This is a genomic window from Nonomuraea sp. NPDC050790 (assembly GCF_044456745.1).
GTDB lineage: Bacteria > Actinomycetota > Actinomycetes > Streptosporangiales > Streptosporangiaceae > Nonomuraea.
In genome coordinates this window covers 15,322-34,274 of record NZ_JBITGF010000015.1, presented here as the reverse complement: position 1 = coordinate 34,274, position 18,953 = coordinate 15,322, and the positions used below count along the sequence as shown (strand labels likewise).

Below are 18,953 nucleotides of genomic sequence, written 5' to 3'. Positions count from 1 at the left end.
GTCCAGAGTCGATAGGCTGCGGCGCGGTCGAGCCGCCCATGCCGGTGACGCCGGGTGTGGGGGGTCGAGGCGCCGAACGACGGTGACACGGTCTGGATGGAGGCCCGATGGCGGACGAGATGATCACCGCGGTGATCGTCGATGATCACACGGCCATAAGCGCGGGCGTCCAGTCGTGGTGCGCCCAGTCGGTGCCGCCGATCACGCTCATCGACGCCGGGGACCGGCTCACCGATGTGTGGACGGGACCCGGCGCCCTCGCCGACGTGGTGATCTTCGATCTGGAGCTGGTGCCGCGCCGGCCGGACTTCGGCGAGCTGCGCCGGCTGGTCGACAGCGGCCGGCGGGTGATCGTGTACTCCCAGCACACCGAGGACACGATCGCGATGAAGTGCGTGGACCTGGGCGCGCTCGCCTACCTCACCAAGCGCGAGGGGCCCGAGCACCTGGTGCCCGCCATCCGGGCGGCCGCGCGGGGCGAGGCGTACACCGCGCCGTCGCTGTCCGGGGCGCTCGTCGCCGACGACGATCCGGGCCGGCCGCGCCTGTCCCAGCGGGAGACCGAGGTGCTGCGGGCGTGGTTCGTGTCGGCATCCAAGGACCTCGTCGCGGCGAAGCTCAACATCACCGTGAAGACCGTGGACACCTACATCGCGCGGGTCCGGGTGAAGTACGCCAACGTGGGGCGGGCCGCCCGTACCAAGAGCGAACTCGTCACCCGCGCCCTCGACGACGGGCTCATCACCCTCGCCGAGCTCAACGAGACGCCTCCTGTCACCTGAGTTGACTGCGGTTTACCATCGGGGGCAAACCGCCCCCCAGGGAGTGATCGCCGTGGCCTCTCAGCACCGCTACGCCCCTTCCCGCCGCAACTTACTCAGGTCCGGCCTCGTGCTGGGCGCCGCCACCAGCGTCGGAGCCGGATCCGCCGAGCCGCCCGGCGCGGAACCCGCCCGTGACAGCCGCGAGAAAAGCATGGTCGACGTGCCGTTCGAGGGCTTCGAGAAGGTCCGGGTCGGGCTCATCGGCCTCGGCAACCGCGGCGGCAGCCAGGACGTGCGCTTCGGCGCCGTCTCCACGGTCACCGCCGTCTGCGACATCCGCCCGGAACGCGTCACCAGGACCATCACCCGGATCATGCAGCAGGGCTTTCAGGACGTCGAGCCGGTCGGATACTCCGCGGGCGAGCAGGACTTCCTCAACCTCGTACGCCGCGACGACATCGACCTGATCTACGTCGCCACCCCGTGGGAGTGGCACTACCCCCAGGCCAGGGCGGCCATGGAGCACGGCAAGCACGTCGCCGTCGAGCTGCCGATCTCCCCGCACCTGGACGAGATCTGGAACCTGGTCCGCACCTCGGAGCGGACCCGCAAGCACTGCATGCTCCTGGAGAACGTCAACTACTTCCGGCCCGAGCTGCAGATGTTCAACATGGTCCAGGCGGGGCTGTTCGGCGACGTGCAGCACGGGTCCGGCGGGTACGTCCACGACCTGCGCTGGCCGTACCTGTTCGGCGGGGCCTATCACCCGGAGCACTGGCGGCGGCGCTGGCAGACCCGGATGAACGCCCTGCACTACCCGATGCACGGCCTGGGGCCGGTCTCGGCGGCCATGGGCATCAACCGCGGCGACCGCTTCGACGAACTGGTCGCCGTGGCCTCCCTGCCCAAGGCGCTGGCCCTGTTCAGGGAGGAGGACCCGAGGGTGCCGCCGGACCACCCGTCGTGGCAGGACAAGCCGTATATCTCCGGCGACCGGCACACCTGCTTCGTCACCACCGCCCGCGGCCGGTTCATCCGGGTCGAGCACGACGTCAACTCCCCGCACCCCTACACCAGGGAGACCACGCTCACCGGCACCAAGGGGTCGATCGAGCTCGACAACACCCGCGTCTACCTGGAGTCGCTCGGCCACACCGACCACGCGTGGCGGACCGGCGCCACCTACACCGGCATCCTGAAGCAGCACGACCACTGGCTGTGGCCCCTCCTGGAACGGCTGGCCGACCAGTACGGCGGGCACGGCGGCGGCGACTTCGTGTCCATCTTCCGCCTCGTCCAGCTCATGCGGCTCGGCATGACCCCCGACATCGACGTCTACGACTCGGCCGCGTGGTGCTCGGTGATCCCGCTCAGCCACGAGTCGCTGAAGACCGAACGGCTGCGCCCGGTCAAGGTGCCCGACTTCACCCGAGGCCACTGGAAGGACGCCCGGCCCACGTTCGGGCGCCCCCAGCCGGACGACCCCGCGCTCAGGGGGTGACGTCCCAGGTGACCGGCAGGCTCCTGACGCCGTAGACGTCGGCGCTCTCCGGCCGCAGCTCGACCTCGTCGGCCGGTACGGCCAGCCGTAGCGTGGGAAAGCGGTTGACCAGCGCGGGCAGGGCGACGCGCAGCTCCACGCGGGCCAGTTGCTGGCCCAGGCACTGGTGGACGCCGTGGCCGAAGGTCAGGTGGCCACCGTCCTGCCGGCGCAGGTCGAGCAGGTGAGGGTCGCTGAAGCGCGCGGGATCGCGGTTGGCGGTGTGGTAGGCGAGCAGGACCATCGAGCCTTCCTTGATGGTCTGCCCGCCCAGCTCCACGTCCTCCAGCGCGACCCGCATGCTGCCCTTGAAGACGGTCAGGTAGCGCAGCAGCTCCTCGATCGCCGAGTCGGCGAGCGAGGGGTCGGCGCGCAGCGCGGCCAACTGCGCCGGGTTCTGGAACAGGGCGAAGGTGCCGAGGGCCAGCATGTTCGCGGTGGTGTCGAACCCGGCCGAGAGCAGGATGAGGGCCATGCCCTTCAGCTCCTCGTCGGTCAGGTCGGTGTCGAGCAGGTCGCTGAGCACGTCGTCGGTCGGGTTGGCGCGCTTGGCGACGACCAGTTCCGCCAGGTACTGCTGGACCGCGGTGTAGGCGGCGATCAGCTCCTCGTCGGAGACCCCTCCGCCGAGGAACTTGTCGATGTTGTCCTGGAAGACGGCCCGGTCCGCGTACGGCACGCCGAGCAGCTCGCAGATGATCACCGACGGGATGGGCTTGGCGAAGGCGGTCACCAGGTCCGCCGTCGGACCGGCCTTCTCCATGGCGTCGAGGTGCTCGGCGGTCACCTGCTCCACCCTCTCGGTGAGCTGGCGCATCCGCCGTACCGTGAACTTGCCCACCAGCGGCTTGCGGTAGCGGCTGTGCTGCGGGTCGTCCATGAGGAGAAACTCGCCCGGCGGCGGCGGAGGGATCTCGAACCCGGCCAGGTCCATCTGCGGGTGGTGGCGCATGAGCTCCTTGCGGGAGCTGAACCGGCGGTCGGCCAGAACCGTCCTGATCAGGTCGAAGCCGGTGACCATCCAGCCCTGGTGCCCGTCGGGGAAGGGGAAGCTGCTGATCGGGCCGTGCTCGCGGGCCTCGATCAGCTCCTTGGGCGGGTCGAAGGGGCAGCCGGGCTGATGCTTGTTCGGCATCGTCGTGACGGTGTGGAGGGAGGTCATGGTGGGTCCCGTCTCTAGGCGATCTTGCGGCGGTAGGTGTTCATGGCGAAGCCGTAGGCGACGACGAGGATGCCGACGCACCAGGCGAGGGCGACCCAGATGTCGGTACCGACCGGCTGCTCGGCGAACAGGTTGCGGACGGCGTTGACGATGGAGGTCACCGGCTGGTTCTCGGCGAAGAAGCGCACCGGGCCGGGCATGGTGTCGGTCGGCACGAACGCCGAGCTGAGGAACGGCAGGAAGATGAGCGGGTAGGAGAACGCGCTCGCGCCGTCCGGGGTCTTGGCGGTGAGGCCGGGGATGACCGCGATCCACGTCAGCGCCAGCGTGAACAGGATCAGGATCCCGGCGACGCCCAGCCAGGCGCCCACGCCCGCGCTCGACCGGAAGCCCATGAGCAGGGCGACGAGCATGACGACCACGAGCGAGACCGCGTTGGCGACCAGCGAGGTCAGCACGTGCGCCCACAGCACGGACGAACGCGCGGTGGGCATCGACTGGAAGCGCTCGAAGATGCCGCTCTTGATGTCGGTGAACAGGCGGAAGGCGGTGTAGGCGATGCCCGAGGCGACCGTGATGAGCAGGATGCCGGGCAGCATGTAGTTCACGTACGAGACCGACCCGGTCTTGATCGCGCCGCCGAACACGTAGACGAACATCAGCATCATGCCGATCGGCATGATCGCGGTGGTGACGATGGTGTCGGCGCTGCGTGTGATGTGGCGCAGGGACCGGCCGAGCAGGACGCTGGTGTCGGCGAAGAAGTGCTTGGTCATCGTGGTTCCTTGGCGGTAAGGGTGAGGAAGACGTCCTCAAGGGTGGGCTGCTTCTCGACGTACTCGACCTTGGCCGGTGGCAGCAGGCTCTTGAGCTCGTCCAGGGTGCCGTTGACGATGATCCGGCCCTCGTGCAGGATCGCGATCCTGTCGGCGAGCTGTTCGGCCTCGTCCAGGTACTGCGTGGTGAGCAGCACCGTCGTGCCGTTGGCGGCGAGCTCCTTCACGGCCTCCCACACCTCCAGGCGCGCCTGGGGGTCGAGGCCGGTCGTGGGCTCGTCGAGGAAGATGACGGGCGGGTCGCCGATGAGGCTCATGGCGATGTCGAGGCGGCGGCGCATGCCGCCCGAGTAGGTCGACACCCTCCGGCCGCCCGCCTCGGTCAGCGCGAACCGGGCGAGCAGGCCGTCGGCGACCTCGCCCGGATTCCTGAGGTGGCGGAGCTTGGCGACCAGGACGAGGTTCTCCCGGCCGCTGAGGATCTCGTCCACCGCGGCGAACTGGCCGGTCAGGCTGATGGACTCGCGCACGTCCGCGGCCTGCGTCGCGACGTCGAAGCCCTGGACGCGGGCGGTGCCCCCGTCGGCCTTGAGCAGCGTGGCCAGGATTCTCACGGCGGTGGTCTTGCCGGCCCCGTTCGAGCCGAGCAGGGCGAAGATGCTGCCGGGCGCCACGTCGAAGTCGACGCCCCGCAGTACCTGCAAGTCCTTGTACGCCTTCGTCAGGCCCTGTACGCGGATCGCGGGTCCCTGGATCTGGTTGACGGTCATTCGGACATCCGTTCTCTCTTCGGTGGCGGTCCTTGGCGGAGCGCCCGGAGCCTCTGGGCGAGGAAACTCCAGGTCGTCCAGAACTCGTCGAGCTGCTCGCGGCCCTTGGCGCTCAGGGAGTAGACCTTGCGCGGCGGCCCTTTCCCGGACGGGACCTGCTCCGCGTCGACCAGGCCGCGCCGCTCGATCCTGACCAGCAGCGCGTAGACGGTGCCTTCCGCGAGTTCGGCGAAGCCCTGGTCGCGCAGCGAGGCGGTGATCTCGTAGCCGTAGGCGGGCCGGCCGGACAGGACCGCCAGGACGATGCCCTCCAGCGTGCCTTTGAGCATCTCCGTCGCCTGTTTGCTCACGGTGCACCCCCGTTCAGCTATTCGGTGTTGCTGACTACCGGTACAAAGTAACACCGACTACTGCTACATAGCAACACCGAATAGTGTGGGGGCATGTCAGGAGAAATCTCGCCCACCGGGAAGGCTGGGCTGCGGGCGTCCCATGCGGACCGGGACCGGGTCGTGGACGTGCTGCGCGTCGCGGCCGGGGACGGCCGGCTGAGCGCGGAGGAGCTGGACGAGCGGCTGGAAGCCGCCCTGTCGGCGCGGATGCTGAGCGAACTCGACGCGCTCACCGCCGACCTGCCCGCGACGGCGGGCGGGGTCGAGGCCAAGGACCTGGTCAGGATCGGGCAGGTGCACAGCGGCCCGGTCCAGCGCGTGGGGCGCTGGGTGGTGCCGCGCAGGATGGAGCTGGCGCTGACGTTCTGCGCCGTGACGCTCGACTTCACCGAGGCGGTGATCACGCACGACACCCTGCGGATCGACGTGCAGATGACCGGGAAGACCCTGAGGCTGGTCACGCGGCCCGGTGTCGTGGTCGACACCGACGGGCTGCAACTCATGCACGGGAAGGTCAGACACCGTCAGGACCCGGCGCGTCCTGGCGCGCCGGTCATCCTGCGGGTGGAGCTGGCCGGTCACAAGGTTCACGGCCGTGTGGTGGTGGGGCCGCCGCGCCGTACGCTCTCGCGATGGCTGCGGCGGCGGTCAGGATGAGGCGTGCAGGTCGCGCTCCGAGAACATGTCGATCAGCCGGCGTACCGGCAGGTCGGCCTCGGTGGGGTAGCGGAAGTGCTGGTCGGTGTTGAGCTTGTAGTGGTTGCGGCGGCCGATCCGCTCCCTGCTGAGGAAGCCGGCGTCGTGCAGATCTTTGATGATGGTCTGCACGGTACGCTCGGTGATGCCGATGCTGACCGCGACCTCGCGCACCCGCGCCTCGGGGTCACGGGCGATCTCCAGCAGCACGCGGGCGTGGTGGGTGAGGAAGGTCCAGCGGGGTGTGGCGGGGTCGGGCAGATCAGAGCTCACGATGCTTCCCCATGGTGGCGGACAGTGTTGGAATGGTGACGTTCACTCTAGTTTAGGGTGAAGAGGCTTTCATGTAACAGCTTTCCGGCGTAGTGTCGTCCATGAGCGGGCACTCCCGTCGCCTCGAACCTCTCGACGGCAGGGGCATGGCCGAGATTCTGTCGCCCGCTCGGCCGGACTTCCGGACCTGAAAACGAGGCCATCATGAACGCCCTCCTGCTGACGTATCGAAACCTGGAAGGGATCGCGCTGGTCGGCGTGGCCGGAGAACTCGACGCCACCAACGCCCACCAGCTCGCCACCTATATCCGCGGACAGCATCCCGACAGCGCCCTCCCGCTGGTGCTGGATTTGGCGGCGCTGACCTTCATGGACAGCTCCGGCCTGCACCTGCTCGTCGACCTGCACCACCGCGAGGAGGAGCACGGCGGCCGGCTTCACCTGGCCGCCCCTCACGAGCGCGTCATGCGCCTCCTGCGGATCACCGGCACTGATCTGGTGCTGCGCATCCACTCCTCGCTGCGCACGGCCGTGTCCGCGGCCCGCCTCACCACCATGGCCAGCTGACTTTCTCCGGGGTGATGTTTTTCCTCAGGTGATGTCGAACGGCGGCGCCCCCGTTCGTAGCCGAAGTAGAGGCAGGCGAACGGGCCGGGCCACCACACGAGGAGAACATCATGACCGCCACCTACACCTTCGACATCTTCACCAGCCTCGACGGCTTCGGCACCACCGGCGGCGACGCCGACTGGGGAGGCTACTGGGGCAAGCAGGGCCCCGAACTGCTCGACCGCCGGCTGTCCCTCTACCGCGAGGAGCAGCGGATGGTCATCGGCGCCACCACCTACCGCGACTTCGCGCAGATGCTGGCCGCGAGCACCGAGGAGTCCGAGATCCACGACCCCTGGGTCACCCGGATGCGGAACCTGCCGACGACGGTGGTGTCGTCCACGCTGGAAGGACCCCTCGACTGGCCGGACGCGACCGTAGCGGCCGGCGACGCCGTGGACGTCGTCAGCCGGCTCAAGCAGGAGTCGAAGGTGCCGCTGCGCTCGCACGGCAGCCTGTCGCTGAACCGGGCGCTGGTGGCCGCCGGCCTGGTCGACTTTCTCCAGGTGACGGTCTTCCCGGTGATCACCGGGAGGAGCGGGCAGAACCCGATCTTCCACGGCTGGCCGGACTTCGACCTTGAGCTGATCGAGAGCCGCACGCTCGACGGCCGCACCCAGGAGTTCGTCTACCGGCCCACCCTGCACCCCTGACACGTGCCGCCTCGCGGCTCGGCACGGGGCCGAGCCGGACGCGGGCCGAACGCCATTGCGCGCGGCGGCGTTCGCCATCGCCGCCGACGACAACGCCCGCCGCAACCCCACGACGGGGGCGGGCGGGTCGCCTTCGGGCAGGGGACGCCCCACGAGATCACGCTGAGCCGGGCGGCTTTCTCCACCGAGCCGGCCCTGTCCGGCGGCGTCCCCTTCCGGGAATGTCAGGAGCTCTCGTAGGGGATGATCTCGGCCAGGGCGGAGGCGCCGCCGATGCCGTAGTCGCTGCGGAGCCTGATGTAGCGGGCCGAGACGCCGTCGAGCGGGACGTCGTTGGCCGCGGTCATGCGGGCCCACTTCACCGCCCTGACGTCCCTGAACGTGGTTCCGTCGTCGCTGACCTGCACCATGCCCTCCAGGATGGTGCCGTTCATGTTCACCCGGAGTTTGGGCTGGAAGCGGACGGCCGACAGCTTCCTGACGCGGCCGAGGTCGACGGTGATGGTGTGCGGCTGCGGGGGGACCACGGGGTAGTCGGAGTGGAAGTCGGTGGTCAGGTTGCCGTCAACGGCCCTGGCCGGATCGCCGGCCCCCGGCTTGAACGTGCTGGCCGTGGCCTTGAGCTCGGCCGGCGGCACGCGGCGGCCCGCGGGCTCGGCGGGCCAGATCTCGCGGCCCTTGCCCGGCTCCTCGGTGACGGGGGTCCGGTCGGGTCCCCGTCCCTTGCCGCGGATCAGGATGTCGGTGATGACCGAGCCGTGGTCGGAGTAGAACGGGTACTGGCGGTTCAGCGGGGAGCTCTGGTGGCGCGGCAGCCGGTCGACGTCGGCGCGCGAGCCCAGGATGCGCACGTCCTTGCCGCGGGCGAAGACGTAGTCGATGCGGCCGGGGATGGCGCCCATGCCGTGGAACGGGCTCCAGGTGCGGCCGGGGTAGCGTCCGGCGTCGGGGTTGGCGTAGCGGAAGGTGTCCATGAAGCCGGCGTCGGTGTACTGCTTGGTGTACGGCCAGGGCAGCACGACCCCGCCGTGACCGGGGGCGTTGGCGAACTGCTCGCTCCAGTCCAGGTGCGACTGCGCGTTGAGGTCGCCGCCCATGAGCACGGGGGCGTCGTCGTCGCCGATGAAGGACGGGATGGCCTTCTCCAGGATGGCCCTGCCCATGGCCATGCGGCGGAGGTGGTCGCCCTCCAGGATCTGCTCGTTGGTCTTGGTGCGGGGCAGGCCGTGGGTGTTCTGCACCGCGGCGTCGTGCGTGTCCCCGTACGCCCAGCCGTCGTGCCAGGTCCACAGGCTGAAGGCGTGGACGTGCTTGCCGTTGGGCAGGCCGAGGCGGGCGCCGCCGAGGTTGAAGGAGCTGATGTCGGCGTCGGCGTAGCGCGGGTAGACCTTCTCGACCTTGAGCTTGGTGTACAGCCACAGGTTGTCGCCGTTGTGGCTGTTGTCCTGCGGCTGGGTGATCATCACGGCGGAGAACCGGTCGTGCTCCGGCCGTCCGGCGTTGAGGCCGTCGAGGATCTTCTGGGCGGAGCCGTACGCCTCGACCACGAAGAGGATGTCGGGGTTGACCTCGTTCATGTAGTCGATCATCTGGGCGAGGTTCTCGCCGGTGGTCTCCTTGCGGTCGAACGTGCCGCCGACGAAGAGGTTCCACGCCATCAGGCGGAGCGGGGTGCCCACGTGGTTCTTCGGCAGGGAGGTGACGGAGACGTCGACCGTGATCTTCTGCTCGGGGAGGGTGAAGGGGCGGCTGCGCACGCGCCCGTCACGGGTATAGAGGGTGTCTCGTGCCCATACCTGGTCACCGGTCCTGACGGTGGTGACGAACTCCTGGACGTGGTTCGGCCGGGCCTTTCCGGTGGCGACCACGGTGCACGTGCTGCCCGGACGGGTGCCGTCGCAGTCGAGCCGGTAGCCGGGGTGGTGTCCCCGGTCGGCGGTGGCGGTGGTGGGGGTGGCGAGCAGTCCGGCCAGGGCCACGGCGACGGCCAGGGGCGGGGTTAAGGCGCGCATAGGATACTCCACTATTGATGGACTCCAGAGGATCTGGCGTCAGACGCCACCCCTCATGCCGGAATCATCCCGTCAACTGGCTGGTTGTCGCAAGGCTTATCTATGGACTCCATAATAATGTCGATCGAAATACCGGGTGGTGCCCCCTTAACACCTGGTTCAGAAGTCTCTGGTCATGATCACCAGCGGACTCCAGCTCTCCAACCGGTTCCAGGACGCCGAGAAGTACCTGACCAGGGCCACGGAACTGGCCGCCATGCCCGCCGCGCTCGGCGACCCGCAGCCGTCAGGCGTCATCGGGACCACGACGGACTACGCCGGGTGGGCGCTCGTCCCGCGGCGGAAGAACCGGGAGAACCTGCGGGCGTTCGAGGCGGAGGCCAGGCGGTCCGGCGCGGAGAAGCCCTGACCCAATCCATGACTTTCCCTCACTTATCGCTGAGACAGCGCCGGGTACATCCATACCCGGATCAAGGGGGTGTGCAGGTGAGAGTGATCGTGGATCTCACGCGCTGCCAGGGGTACGGGCAGTGCGCTTTCATGGCGCCGGACGCGTTCACGATGCACGGCCAGGAAGCCCTCATGTACGACCCGGACCCGGACGCCGCCCAGCGCGAACGGATCCTCCAGGCCGCCGCGGCCTGCCCGGTCCAGGCCATCCACCTCGACCGGATGTCCACCCAGCACCGGACCAAGGACCCGGAGCTGAGCTACGCCACCTCGCACGGCGACGACGCGTTCAAGCGTGAGGGCCACATCGTCATCGTCGGCGCCTCGCTGGCCGGTGGACGGGCGGCGGGCGTCCTGCGGCGCGACGGCTTCACCGGCAGGCTGACGCTGATCGGCGACGAGCCCCACGAGCCCTACGACCGGCCGCCGCTGTCCAAGCAGGTGCTGGCCGGCACGATCGAGGTCGAGCACACCGCGCTGCCGCACCTGCGCGAGATCGAGGTCGACTTCCTGGCGGGCACCCCCGCGACCGGCCTCGACCTGGCCGCCAAGCAGGTACGGCTGGCCGACGGCAGGCAGATCGGCTTCGACAAGGTGCTGATCGCCACCGGCGTACGCGCCAGGCCGTGGCCGGACGAGCAGCAGGCGGCCCTGGCCGGAGTGCACGTGCTGCGCACGCTGGACGACGCGCTCCGGATCAGGGAACGGCTGGCCGAGGGCGTACGGCGGGTGCTGATCATCGGCGCCGGCTTCACCGGATCGGAGGTCGCCTCGGTCTGCCGCGAGCTGGGCCTGGAGGTGACCGTCGTCGAAGCCGGGCCGGCGCCGCTGGCCGGCGCGCTCGGCAAGGTGATCGGCGGCGTCGCGGCCGACATGCAGCGCGCGGCCGGAGTCGACCTGCGCTGCGGGGTCAGGGTCGAGGCGCTGGAAGGCGACGCGGACGGCCGGTTGACCGGCGCGACGCTGTCGGACGGCACCACGGTCGAGGCCGACGTGGCGGTGGTCGCGCTCGGCGCGGTCCGCAACGTCGAGTGGCTGGCCGGCTCCGGCCTGGCCGCCGGGCCCTGGGGAGTGGCCACCGACGCCGGCTGCCGCGCCGTCGACGTCAACGGACTGGTCACCGATGACGTGTTCGTCGCCGGTGACGTGGCCCGCTTCCCGCACCCGGTGTACCACTACCAGTTCATGGCGCTCGAACACTGGGGCAACGCCGTGGCCCAGGCCGAGATCGCCGCCCACAACATGCTCAGCGACCAGGCGCACCGGTGGCCGCACCTGTCGCTGCCGGTCTTCTGGTCCAACCAGTTCGGCGTCAACATCAAGTCGGTCGGGGTGCCGACGATCGCCGACGAGGTCGTGATCGCGCAGGGCTCGGTGGAGCAGCGCCGCTTCGTCGCCGTCTACGGCTACGGCGGCAGGATCACCGCCGCCGTCACCTTCGACCAGGCGATGTGGCTGGACTTCTACCGCGACCTCATCCAGCGGGCGGCGCCGTTCCCGCCCGACTTCCACATGGCGGGCAGGCCGGACGAACTGCGCCCCGTGCCCGCCGAGGGCCCGCCGAGGCTGACGCCCGCCGAGGGCGCGACCGTGGTGGTGACCGGCCACGACCCGGCCGAGCGCCGCGTCACGCTCGTCCGCCACCAGTGACCATGACCGAGACAGGGGACCCATCCGTGGAGCCGGCCCGCATCTACCAGCAGATCCACCAGTTCGCCAACCGGGCGAACCCCTACGGCCTGTACGCCGAGCTCCGCCAGACGCCCGTGGTGAAGCTGGAGAACGGCGCCTACGTCGTCAACACCTACGAGCACATCGTCGCGCTGCTGCACGACCCGCGCATCAGCTCCGACCAGCGCAACCTGGCCCACCCGCCGGCCACCGCGCCCCTGCCGCCCTCGTTCATCATCACCGACCCGCCCGAGCACGACCGGCTCAGGGGGCTGGCGATGCGCCACTTCGGGCCGCCGCACTCCCCGCTCGTGGTCGAGAACATGCGCGGCGAACTGCAGGAGCTGGTCAAGGAGCTGATCGACGGCATCGCCGACAGGAAGCAGGCCGACATCGTCGACGACGTGGCGTACCCCTTCCCCGTGACGGTCATCTGCCGCCTGCTCGGCGTGCCGCGCGAGGACGAGTCGAAGTTCCACGTCTGGGCGGACGAGGTCGTCGAGACCCTCGGCCCCGGCGAGGGCGACCAGGAGGAGCGGATCCAGCGCCGGCAGGCCGCCCAGCTCGCGCTCGCGGGCTACCTCGGTGAGCTGGCCCAGGCCCGCCGCGAGAACCCGCGCGACGACCTGCTGTCCGGCCTGGTCACCTACCACGGCCCCGAGGGATCGATGTCGGAGATCGAGGTGATGACCACCTCCGTGCTGCTGCTGATCGCCGGGCACGAGACCACGGTCAACCTGATCACCAACGGCATGCTGACCCTGCTGCGCAACCCCGGCCTGCTCTACCGGCTGCGCGAGGAGCCCGACCTGGTCATCGGCGCCGTCGAGGAACTGCTGCGCTTCGAGCCGCCGGTCCACTTCCTGCCCCAGCGCGTGGCGCTCGACGACATCACGGTCGCGGGCGTGACGATCCCGAAGGGGGCGAACATCATCCTCGCCCTCGCCTCGGGCAGCCGCGACCCCGAGCACGTGACCGACCCCGACCGCTTCGACCCGGACCGGCCCTACATCCAGCACCTCGGCTTCGGCGGCGGCATCCACATCTGCTTCGGCGCCCCGCTGGCCCGCCTGGAGGCCCAGGTCGCGCTCCGCCAGCTCGCCAAGCGCCTGGTGAACCCCCGCCTGGTCACCGACCCGCCGCCGTACCGCCCCAGCTCGACGCTGCGGGGCCCGCGCCACCTGCCCATCACGTACGACGGGGTGCTGCCCTACGAAGGTCCCTGATACTCGAAGGTGGGCCCGGCCGTGGCGCCGTCGCCGTCGGGCATCCGCATCAGGGCCTGGGCCTGGGACTTGAGCACGTACATGGCGCCCACCGCGTCGGCGAGCAGCTTCGGCTCGCCGTTGAACGCCCGCTCCAGCGACCGCAGGAGCCGGCAGTACGTGCGGTTGAAACCGTCCTGCGCGGTGCGGATCTCGCTTCCCGGGGCGTGGTCGGCGGGCCGGGGGTGGGGTCGCATCGGGGCCACGCCGCCGAAGTCCACCGGGATCGGCTTGCCGGTGGGCCCGGTCTCCGGGGTGTCGCCGCGCTGGTAGCGGCGGCCGTGCCTGAGCTCCAGGAAGCGGTAGTAGTGCGCGACCTCGTCGCCGTCGCCGTCCCAGACCTCGCCGGTGGAGGCGCCTTCGCCCTCCTCGACGATCTCGGCGAGCGCGCCCAGCGCGGACTCCAGGTCCTCGACCGCGAACAGCCATCCCTCGGTGTGGCTGAACCGGGTGCCGCTCACCTGCCTGGCCGGATCGCCGGTGAAGACCGCCTTCTCGCCGAGCTCCTCGCACAGGTGGCGCAGCCCCTGCTCGATCGCGGCGTAGAACTGGCCGATCGTCTCGTAGGCGTCGCCCTTCGGCGGCGCGCCGGGCGGGGCGGGCTGCTCCAGCCGTAGGAACATCTCCAGCGCCTCCTCGCCGAAGGGGAGCAGCGAGAGCGTCAGGGCGCCGTCGCCGTGCGGCAGCGTACGGGGGTGCGGGGGAAGCAGCCGCGGCGAGTCCAGCACCGGCCGGCCGCCGACCGCGTTGAGCAGGTTCGCCGCCAGCGCCAGGTGCAGCATCTCCTCGACGAAGACGCTGCTCACCACGTCCACGGCGGCGGGATTGCGCTCCTGGTCCAGCGAGTACAGGGCGCAGAGGTACGGCGGCAGCGTCGCGTGCTCCAGCTCGATGGCCCATTGCAGATGTTCACGGAGGCTTTCTAGGGTGTCGATCCGTGTCAGGAGAGGGTTCATCCCGGTCATACCTCGGTTGGTCGGTTCTTCGATCGCAGGCGGAGAAGGCGCGGCTGACCCCGTGGATCAGCCGCGCGGGCACGCCGGGCGGGTTCCTCAGGACGGGCGCGGAGCGCGGCGGTCCTGGCGCTGGGCGAGCTCCTCCTCATCGACGAGCGTGAGCATCGGCTTGCTCGGGTCGCACAACATCGTCACGGTGAACTTCACCGGGACGTCCTTGCGGTTGTTGCCGTCCTGGTAGTGGATGACGTCGCCGCCCGGCTCCCAGAACGCCTCACCGGCACGGACCACCCGCTCCGGCTCGCCCTCGACCTCCAGCAGCATCTCGCCCTCCAGCACGAGGCCGAACGCGGGCCCCGAGTGCCGGTGCGGCGGCGTGCCGGGGTCACTGGGCGGGTACTCGATCACCACGGTCATGGCGTGCGCGCCCGGCGGGATGAACGGCGGCTCGGCCTCCTGCAGCATGGTCAGCGCGGACTGCCAGGCGTTCGACCTCAGCTCGGATCCCATCGCGATCACCTCTCCCTTTCACTGCTCGTTCTCACTACGCGGTTGAACGGCTTCGCTACGTGTCGGCCGCTCAGCTCTTGTCGGCCGTTCAGCTTTGTCGGCTGATCAGCTCTTGTCGGCCGCTCAGCTCTTGTTGGTCGCGAGCCAGTCGCGGTACGTGATCGTGCCCAGCGTGGCGGCGCCGTCGTCCGGTACCAGCGTGCGCTCGCCCGGCACCGTGCCGTAGTACTGCGCCTGCGGGTCGGTGACCACCTCGCGCGGGTCGCCCCAGGCGGCCAGCGCCTGGCGGAAGAAGTCGTCCATCCGGTACTGGGTGGGCCCGGCGATCTGGCGGTGGCCGTTCAGTGGCGCGCTCACCGCGGCCTTGCCCACGGCCTGCGCCACGTCCTCGGCCGCAATCGGCTGGAACAGCACCGGCGGCATCCGCACCTTGCCGTCCACGGTGGCGGTGTCGGCGATGGCACGGGAGAACTCGAAGAACTGCGTCGCGTGGACCAGCGAGAACGGGTTCCCGGACTTCTCGATGAGCTGCTCCTGGGCGATCTTGGCAGCGAAGTAGCCGTTGTCCGGCATCCGCTCCGTCCCCACGATCGACAGCGCGACGTGGTGCCCGACACCGGCTTCCGCCTCCGCCTTCAGCAGGTTCGTCGTGGAGGTCTGGAAGAACTTCAGCACCGCGTCCCGCTCGAACGACGGCGAGTTCGACACGTCGACCACCACCTGGGCGCCCTTCAGCACCTCTGCCAGCCCCTCGCCGGTGAGCGTGTTGACACCGGTGTCCGGCGAGGCCGCCACCGCCTCGTGCCCGTGCTCCCCGAGCTTGGCCACGACCTTCGACCCGATCAGGCCGGTACCGCCGATAACCACGACCTTCATCACAAGCCCCTTCATCCGTCCTCCGGGGGCACCCCGTGTGTGTCCCCCTTCGCCAGCTAAGACAGGACAGGCCCCCGGGCTTGTGACAGCCGGTGCGAACTATTTGCCCGCGATCATGGAAGGTTTCCCAGCTCACGGAGCTCCGCGGCCACCTCGGCGGCCCGCTCGGCGTCGCCGCTCTCCTCCAGCAGCCGGATCGCCTCCTTCAGCTCCGCGCGGGCCTCCGCCGTACGGCCCGCGTGCCGCAGCGCGACGCCCAGATAGCGGTGGGTACGCCCCAGGGCCAGGGCGATCGGGTGGGCGCGCAGCTCGGGCAGCGCCTGCCGGTAGGCGTCGACGGCCTCATCCCAGCGTTCGAGCATGGCGTAGGCGAGGCCGAGATCGTGCAGGATGTTGCCGAGGCTGAAGCTGACGATGGCCGGTGCGCCGCCGTAGCCGGGGTCGCGGAGCCTGGCCAGCAGTTCCAGGCAGCGCTCCAAAGCCTCCTCCACCCGGCCGGCGCGCATCAGGGCGTGATGATGGCTCGCCGCGGCCTGGGGATATCCCTCCAGGTCCCCGGCCTGGTGCAGGAGATCGGTCGCGCGCCGGGTGTAGTCGAGCTGGCGTTCCAGGCTCTCGGGGGTGGCCAGCAGGGCCCAGCTCGCGTAGACCAGCGCCCAGCCCTGCTGGCGGGCGTCGCCGACTTCGTGGGCCAGGTCGAAGGCCCGCAGCGCGACCGCCTCCGCCTCCTCGCGGCGGCCCTCGGTCACGCACAGCGCCCAGGACAGGTAGTTGAGGTGCACCGCCTCCTGCAGCCGGTCGCCCATGGCACGGGCGGAGCCGGAGGACAGCTCGAACACCTCGCGCCAGTGACCCCACAGCAGCCACTGGTCGGAGAACCAGTGCATGGACTCGGCCACCTCGACCACCGTCGCGTGCTCGCCCTGGCGGGCCGCCGAGCGCAACGCCTCCAGCCAGGCGGTGCCCTCCAGCCGCAGCCAGTCGGCCGCCTCCTGCCGGTCGCCCAGGGCGACGGGGGAGCGCCAGCCGGGGGGCGGCGCGCCGTACCCCGGCTCGAACCAGCGGCCCGCCACGACCGCGACTTCCAGCAACCACGTCTCCATGCGCCGGCGGGCGGCCCGCTGGGCCTCGATCGCCTCCTCCTTGGCGAGCTGGGCGCGGGCGTACAGGCGGACCAGGTCGTGGAAGCGGTAGCGGGCGGGGTACGGCGACTGCAGCAGCCCCAGCTCGACCAGCTCCTCCAGCGCGTCCTCGGCGTCGTCCACGTCGAGCTGGGCGAGCACCGCGGCCAGCGGCACCCCGAAGCCGGGCGCCACGGCCAGCGCGAGCCAGCGGAACGTGCGCCGCGCGGTCGCCGACAACTGGTCGTACGACAGCGAGAACGCGGCGGCGACGTGCAGGTCCCCGGCCGCCAGCACGTCCAGGCGGCGCTCCTCGTCGCCGAGCCGCCCGGCGAGCTGCCTGATCGTCCAGCCCGGCCGGCTCTGCAGCCGGTTGCCCGCGATGCGCATGGCCAGCGGCAGGTGGCCGCACAGCCGGGCCAGTTCCGCGACCGCGCCCGACTCGGCCGCCGAGCGGGCCTCGCCCACGATGGCCCGCAGCAGCGCGGCCGCCTCGGCGTCGGCGAGCTGGCCGAGCGGGATCTGGCGCACGCCCTCCAGGCCCGCCAGCGGGCGGCGGCTGGTGATCAGCGTCATGCTCGGGCCGCCGCCGGGCAGCAGCGGGCGTACCTGGCTCTCGCCGGCGGCGTTGTCCAGCACGATGAGGCAGCGGCGCTCGTTGAGCATGGCCCGGTAGTGCCCGGCGCGCTCCTGCTCGTCGGCGGGGATGCGCCGCTCCGGCACGCCCAGCGCTCTCAGCAGCCTGGTCAGGCCGTTTCCGCTGGACAGCGGGACGGCGTCCATGCCGCGCAGGTCGAGGAAGAAGCGGCCGTCGGGGAACCTGTCGGCCAGTCGTCCCGCGGCGTGGACGGCCAGCGCGGACTTGCCCATGCCTGCCGTACCCCAGATGGTGGCGGTGACGGCGGGATCGGTGCTTTCGGCAAGTTCGCGCAGCAGGCCCAGTTCGTGCTCGCGGCCGGTGAAGTCGCCGATGCCCCGGGGCAGCTCGCAGGCGCCCGCGGTGGCGGGCGCGGGGCGCGGCCGGCCCGCGCGAGCGGCGGCGACGAGGGCCTCGTGATCGTCGGGCGAGAGCCGCAGCACCTCCGCCAGCGCGGCCACGGTACGGCGTTGCGGCCCCCGGCTGACCCCGCGCTCCATGTCGCCGATGGCCCGCACGCTCACCCCGGAGGCGTGCGAGAGTTCCTCGATCGTCAGCTCGGCCGCCTGGCGGTGGGCGCGCAGCAGCGTTCCGAAGGAGACCCCGTCGCTCAACCCCGTGCCTCCCGCGTTCCAGCGGAACGGCTATTTCTGCCTATAGTTCCGCCTCGTCCAGTTATCGCGCTGCTTGTTTCCATTGTCCTATGCATTCGACGTCGTCGAAGGACAGAGGGGGAGCCGTGAACTCCATCGCCGCGCCGGTGGCCGAGACCGTCATCCTGATGTGGCTGGCCGGTCGGGAACAGGAGGCCAGGGCGATGGCCGAGCACGCCCTGGCCGGCCACCGCGGCGAGCCGGGCCTGGAGACGCACCCCGCCCGCCTCCTCCTGGACGCCGGCCGCCTGGCCGAGGCCCGCGCGGCAGCGGAGGCGGACCCCGGCCCGGCCGCCCGTTATGTGCTCGGCCGGGTGGCGCTGTACACGGGAGACCGGCAGGCCGTGGCCCGCTTCGCCGCCGAGGGCCGCCGGATGACGCACGACCCCTCCGCCGCCAGGATCGGCGCCTGGATGCTCGCCCTCGCCGCGGACGATCCCTCGCGGGCCATGACCTTCGCCACGGCGGCGTCGGGATCGGATGGAACGCCGGTGGACGCGGCCGACGACGTGGCGTACGTCAGGATGGCCCTGCGCGCGGGCGAGCGCCCGGCCGCCGCGGACATGGCGCGCCTGGCCGGGCGGCGGGCCGCGCTCGACCCGGGCGCCCCGTTCCAGGCCGCCGTCGCGGCGCACGCCCGAGGGCTGCTCGGCGCCGACGCGGCGCTGCTCGCACGGGCCGCCGAACTGCTCGCGGACTGCTCCCGGCCGATCGCGCGCGCCTCCGCCCTGGAGGACGCCGGCCGCGCCCTCACCGCGACGGAACGGCAGGCCGCCGTCGGCCACCTGGACGCCGCGCTCAGTCTGTACGAGCAGGCCGGCGCCACCCGGGAAGCGGCCCGGGCGCGGCGGCGGCTGCGCGAGGCCGGGATCAGGCGCCGCGGCCGGGCCTCCGGCGCCACCCACGGCTGGGCCGGCCTGACCGCCGCCGAACTCCAGGTCGTCCGGCTGGTCGCCCGGGGCGCCACGAACCGGCAGGCGGCCGAACGGCTGTACCTGTCGCCGCACACCGTCAGCACCCACCTGCGCCACGCCTACACGAAGCTCGACGTCAACTCGCGCGTGGAGCTGACCCGGCTCGTCGTCGAACACGACGGCTGACGGCTCCATGGCCTACCTGCCCGTCGACCACGGCCGCACCCCGGTCGAGCTCTGCTACGAGGACTAC

Annotated in this window: 19 protein-coding genes; 9 read left to right on the top strand and 10 right to left on the bottom strand. The window is 70.8% G+C overall.

Going from position 1 to position 18,953, the window contains the following annotated elements:
* Positions 1 to 107 precede the first annotated feature (107 nt).
* Together ACIBEJ_RS47360 and ACIBEJ_RS47355 are read left to right on the top strand one after the other, a co-directional pair.
* Positions 108 to 782, top strand: coding sequence for a response regulator (locus ACIBEJ_RS47360; RefSeq protein WP_397189587.1), 675 nt, complete (start codon positions 108 to 110; stop codon positions 780 to 782).
* Between the two features lie 52 nt (positions 783 to 834).
* Positions 835 to 2,265 (top strand): Gfo/Idh/MocA family protein, encoded by a 1,431-nt coding sequence (locus tag ACIBEJ_RS47355; protein ID WP_397189586.1) that lies wholly within the window; start codon positions 835 to 837, stop codon positions 2,263 to 2,265.
* On the opposite strand, the gene ACIBEJ_RS47350 is transcribed toward ACIBEJ_RS47355, so the two are convergent.
* The 4 genes from ACIBEJ_RS47350 to ACIBEJ_RS47335 are packed head-to-tail and all read right to left on the bottom strand — an operon-like array spanning position 2,255 to position 5,362.
* Entirely contained in the window at positions 2,255 to 3,466 is a 1,212-nt protein-coding gene (locus ACIBEJ_RS47350) for a cytochrome P450 (protein ID WP_397189585.1), read from the bottom strand. The two genes, ACIBEJ_RS47355 and ACIBEJ_RS47350, sit on opposite strands and share 11 nt — an antisense overlap.
* 14 nt (positions 3,467 to 3,480) lie before the next feature.
* Entirely contained in the window at positions 3,481 to 4,242 is a 762-nt protein-coding gene (locus tag ACIBEJ_RS47345) for an ABC transporter permease (RefSeq protein WP_397189584.1), read from the bottom strand.
* Positions 4,239 to 5,012 carry an ABC transporter ATP-binding protein gene (locus tag ACIBEJ_RS47340; RefSeq protein ID WP_397189583.1) on the bottom strand — a complete coding sequence of 258 codons (774 nt, stop codon included), beginning with the start codon at positions 5,010 to 5,012 and terminating at the stop codon, positions 4,239 to 4,241. The genes ACIBEJ_RS47345 and ACIBEJ_RS47340 overlap by 4 nt, the downstream gene beginning before the upstream one ends.
* Positions 5,009 to 5,362 (bottom strand): PadR family transcriptional regulator, encoded by a 354-nt coding sequence (locus tag ACIBEJ_RS47335; RefSeq protein WP_397189582.1) that lies wholly within the window; start codon positions 5,360 to 5,362, stop codon positions 5,009 to 5,011. The genes ACIBEJ_RS47340 and ACIBEJ_RS47335 overlap by 4 nt, the downstream gene beginning before the upstream one ends.
* 93 nt (positions 5,363 to 5,455) lie before the next feature.
* Here ACIBEJ_RS47335 and ACIBEJ_RS47330 point away from each other — a divergent pair, with 93 nt between their 5' ends.
* Entirely contained in the window at positions 5,456 to 6,061 is a 606-nt protein-coding gene (locus tag ACIBEJ_RS47330; protein ID WP_397189581.1) for a DUF1707 domain-containing protein, read from the top strand.
* Here ACIBEJ_RS47330 and ACIBEJ_RS47325 read toward each other — a convergent pair.
* Positions 6,053 to 6,373, bottom strand: a complete 321-nt coding sequence (locus ACIBEJ_RS47325) for a helix-turn-helix transcriptional regulator (protein ID WP_397189580.1) — start codon at positions 6,371 to 6,373, stop codon at positions 6,053 to 6,055. The two genes, ACIBEJ_RS47330 and ACIBEJ_RS47325, sit on opposite strands and share 9 nt — an antisense overlap.
* A 204-nt stretch (positions 6,374 to 6,577) precedes the next feature.
* On the opposite strand from ACIBEJ_RS47325, the gene ACIBEJ_RS47320 reads away from it, so the two are divergent.
* Entirely contained in the window at positions 6,578 to 6,940 is a 363-nt protein-coding gene (locus tag ACIBEJ_RS47320; protein ID WP_397189579.1) for an STAS domain-containing protein, read from the top strand.
* Positions 6,941 to 7,050: 110 nt separating this feature from the next.
* The gene (locus tag ACIBEJ_RS47315) at positions 7,051 to 7,635 is read left to right on the top strand and encodes a dihydrofolate reductase family protein (protein WP_397189578.1); all 585 of its coding nucleotides are present in this window, start codon (positions 7,051 to 7,053) and stop codon (positions 7,633 to 7,635) included.
* Between the two features lie 224 nt (positions 7,636 to 7,859).
* Here the strand turns inward: ACIBEJ_RS47315 and ACIBEJ_RS47310 are convergent, their stop codons facing one another.
* A complete protein-coding gene (locus ACIBEJ_RS47310; protein ID WP_397189577.1) occupies positions 7,860 to 9,647 on the bottom strand; it encodes a discoidin domain-containing protein in 1,788 nt (595 codons plus the stop codon).
* 175 nt (positions 9,648 to 9,822) lie between these two features.
* On the opposite strand from ACIBEJ_RS47310, the gene ACIBEJ_RS47305 reads away from it, so the two are divergent.
* From ACIBEJ_RS47305 to ACIBEJ_RS47295, 3 genes are all read left to right on the top strand, one after another.
* On the top strand, positions 9,823 to 10,056 hold the full coding sequence (locus ACIBEJ_RS47305) for a hypothetical protein (protein WP_397189576.1): 234 nt from the start codon (positions 9,823 to 9,825) through the stop codon (positions 10,054 to 10,056).
* A 77-nt stretch (positions 10,057 to 10,133) separates the two neighbouring features.
* Positions 10,134 to 11,747 (top strand): FAD-dependent oxidoreductase, encoded by a 1,614-nt coding sequence (locus ACIBEJ_RS47300; RefSeq protein ID WP_397189575.1) that lies wholly within the window; start codon positions 10,134 to 10,136, stop codon positions 11,745 to 11,747.
* A 2-nt stretch (positions 11,748 to 11,749) separates the two neighbouring features.
* Positions 11,750 to 12,994: a cytochrome P450 gene (locus ACIBEJ_RS47295; RefSeq protein ID WP_397189574.1), complete on the top strand. Its 1,245-nt coding sequence runs from the start codon at positions 11,750 to 11,752 to the stop codon at positions 12,992 to 12,994.
* Here the strand turns inward: ACIBEJ_RS47295 and ACIBEJ_RS47290 are convergent.
* From ACIBEJ_RS47290 to ACIBEJ_RS47275, 4 genes are all read right to left on the bottom strand, one after another.
* Entirely contained in the window at positions 12,979 to 13,989 is a 1,011-nt protein-coding gene (locus ACIBEJ_RS47290) for a ferritin-like protein (RefSeq protein ID WP_397189573.1), read from the bottom strand. The genes ACIBEJ_RS47295 and ACIBEJ_RS47290 overlap by 16 nt on opposite strands.
* 96 nt (positions 13,990 to 14,085) lie before the next feature.
* A complete protein-coding gene (locus tag ACIBEJ_RS47285; protein WP_397189572.1) occupies positions 14,086 to 14,499 on the bottom strand; it encodes a cupin domain-containing protein in 414 nt (137 codons plus the stop codon).
* A 123-nt stretch (positions 14,500 to 14,622) separates the two neighbouring features.
* Positions 14,623 to 15,375 carry an SDR family oxidoreductase gene (locus tag ACIBEJ_RS47280; protein ID WP_397189571.1) on the bottom strand — a complete coding sequence of 251 codons (753 nt, stop codon included), beginning with the start codon at positions 15,373 to 15,375 and terminating at the stop codon, positions 14,623 to 14,625.
* Between the two features lie 113 nt (positions 15,376 to 15,488).
* Positions 15,489 to 17,747: an ATP-binding protein gene (locus ACIBEJ_RS47275; protein WP_397189570.1), complete on the bottom strand. Its 2,259-nt coding sequence runs from the start codon at positions 17,745 to 17,747 to the stop codon at positions 15,489 to 15,491.
* A gap of 125 nt (positions 17,748 to 17,872) precedes the next feature.
* Here ACIBEJ_RS47275 and ACIBEJ_RS47270 point away from each other — a divergent pair, with 125 nt between their 5' ends.
* The gene (locus tag ACIBEJ_RS47270; RefSeq protein WP_397189569.1) at positions 17,873 to 18,886 is read left to right on the top strand and encodes a LuxR C-terminal-related transcriptional regulator; all 1,014 of its coding nucleotides are present in this window, start codon (positions 17,873 to 17,875) and stop codon (positions 18,884 to 18,886) included.
* The last annotated feature ends 67 nt before the right edge of the window (positions 18,887 to 18,953 follow it).

Bases quoted from the DNA above. Each gene is read 5' to 3' on its own strand.
- ACIBEJ_RS47360 (WP_397189587.1), top strand. From the start codon at position 108: ATGGCGGACGAGATGATCACCGCGGTGATCGTCGATGATCACACGGCC.
- ACIBEJ_RS47350 (WP_397189585.1), bottom strand. From the start codon at position 3,466: ATGACCTCCCTCCACACCGTCACGACGATGCCGAACAAGCATCAGCCC.
- ACIBEJ_RS47345 (WP_397189584.1), bottom strand. From the start codon at position 4,242: ATGACCAAGCACTTCTTCGCCGACACCAGCGTCCTGCTCGGCCGGTCC.
- ACIBEJ_RS47340 (WP_397189583.1), bottom strand. From the start codon at position 5,012: ATGACCGTCAACCAGATCCAGGGACCCGCGATCCGCGTACAGGGCCTG.
- ACIBEJ_RS47330 (WP_397189581.1), top strand. From the start codon at position 5,456: ATGTCAGGAGAAATCTCGCCCACCGGGAAGGCTGGGCTGCGGGCGTCC.
- ACIBEJ_RS47320 (WP_397189579.1), top strand. From the start codon at position 6,578: ATGAACGCCCTCCTGCTGACGTATCGAAACCTGGAAGGGATCGCGCTG.
- ACIBEJ_RS47315 (WP_397189578.1), top strand. From the start codon at position 7,051: ATGACCGCCACCTACACCTTCGACATCTTCACCAGCCTCGACGGCTTC.
- ACIBEJ_RS47310 (WP_397189577.1), bottom strand. From the start codon at position 9,647: ATGCGCGCCTTAACCCCGCCCCTGGCCGTCGCCGTGGCCCTGGCCGGA.
- ACIBEJ_RS47305 (WP_397189576.1), top strand. From the start codon at position 9,823: ATGATCACCAGCGGACTCCAGCTCTCCAACCGGTTCCAGGACGCCGAG.
- ACIBEJ_RS47295 (WP_397189574.1), top strand. From the start codon at position 11,750: ATGACCGAGACAGGGGACCCATCCGTGGAGCCGGCCCGCATCTACCAG.
- ACIBEJ_RS47290 (WP_397189573.1), bottom strand. From the start codon at position 13,989: ATGAACCCTCTCCTGACACGGATCGACACCCTAGAAAGCCTCCGTGAA.
- ACIBEJ_RS47285 (WP_397189572.1), bottom strand. From the start codon at position 14,499: ATGGGATCCGAGCTGAGGTCGAACGCCTGGCAGTCCGCGCTGACCATG.
- ACIBEJ_RS47280 (WP_397189571.1), bottom strand. From the start codon at position 15,375: ATGAAGGTCGTGGTTATCGGCGGTACCGGCCTGATCGGGTCGAAGGTC.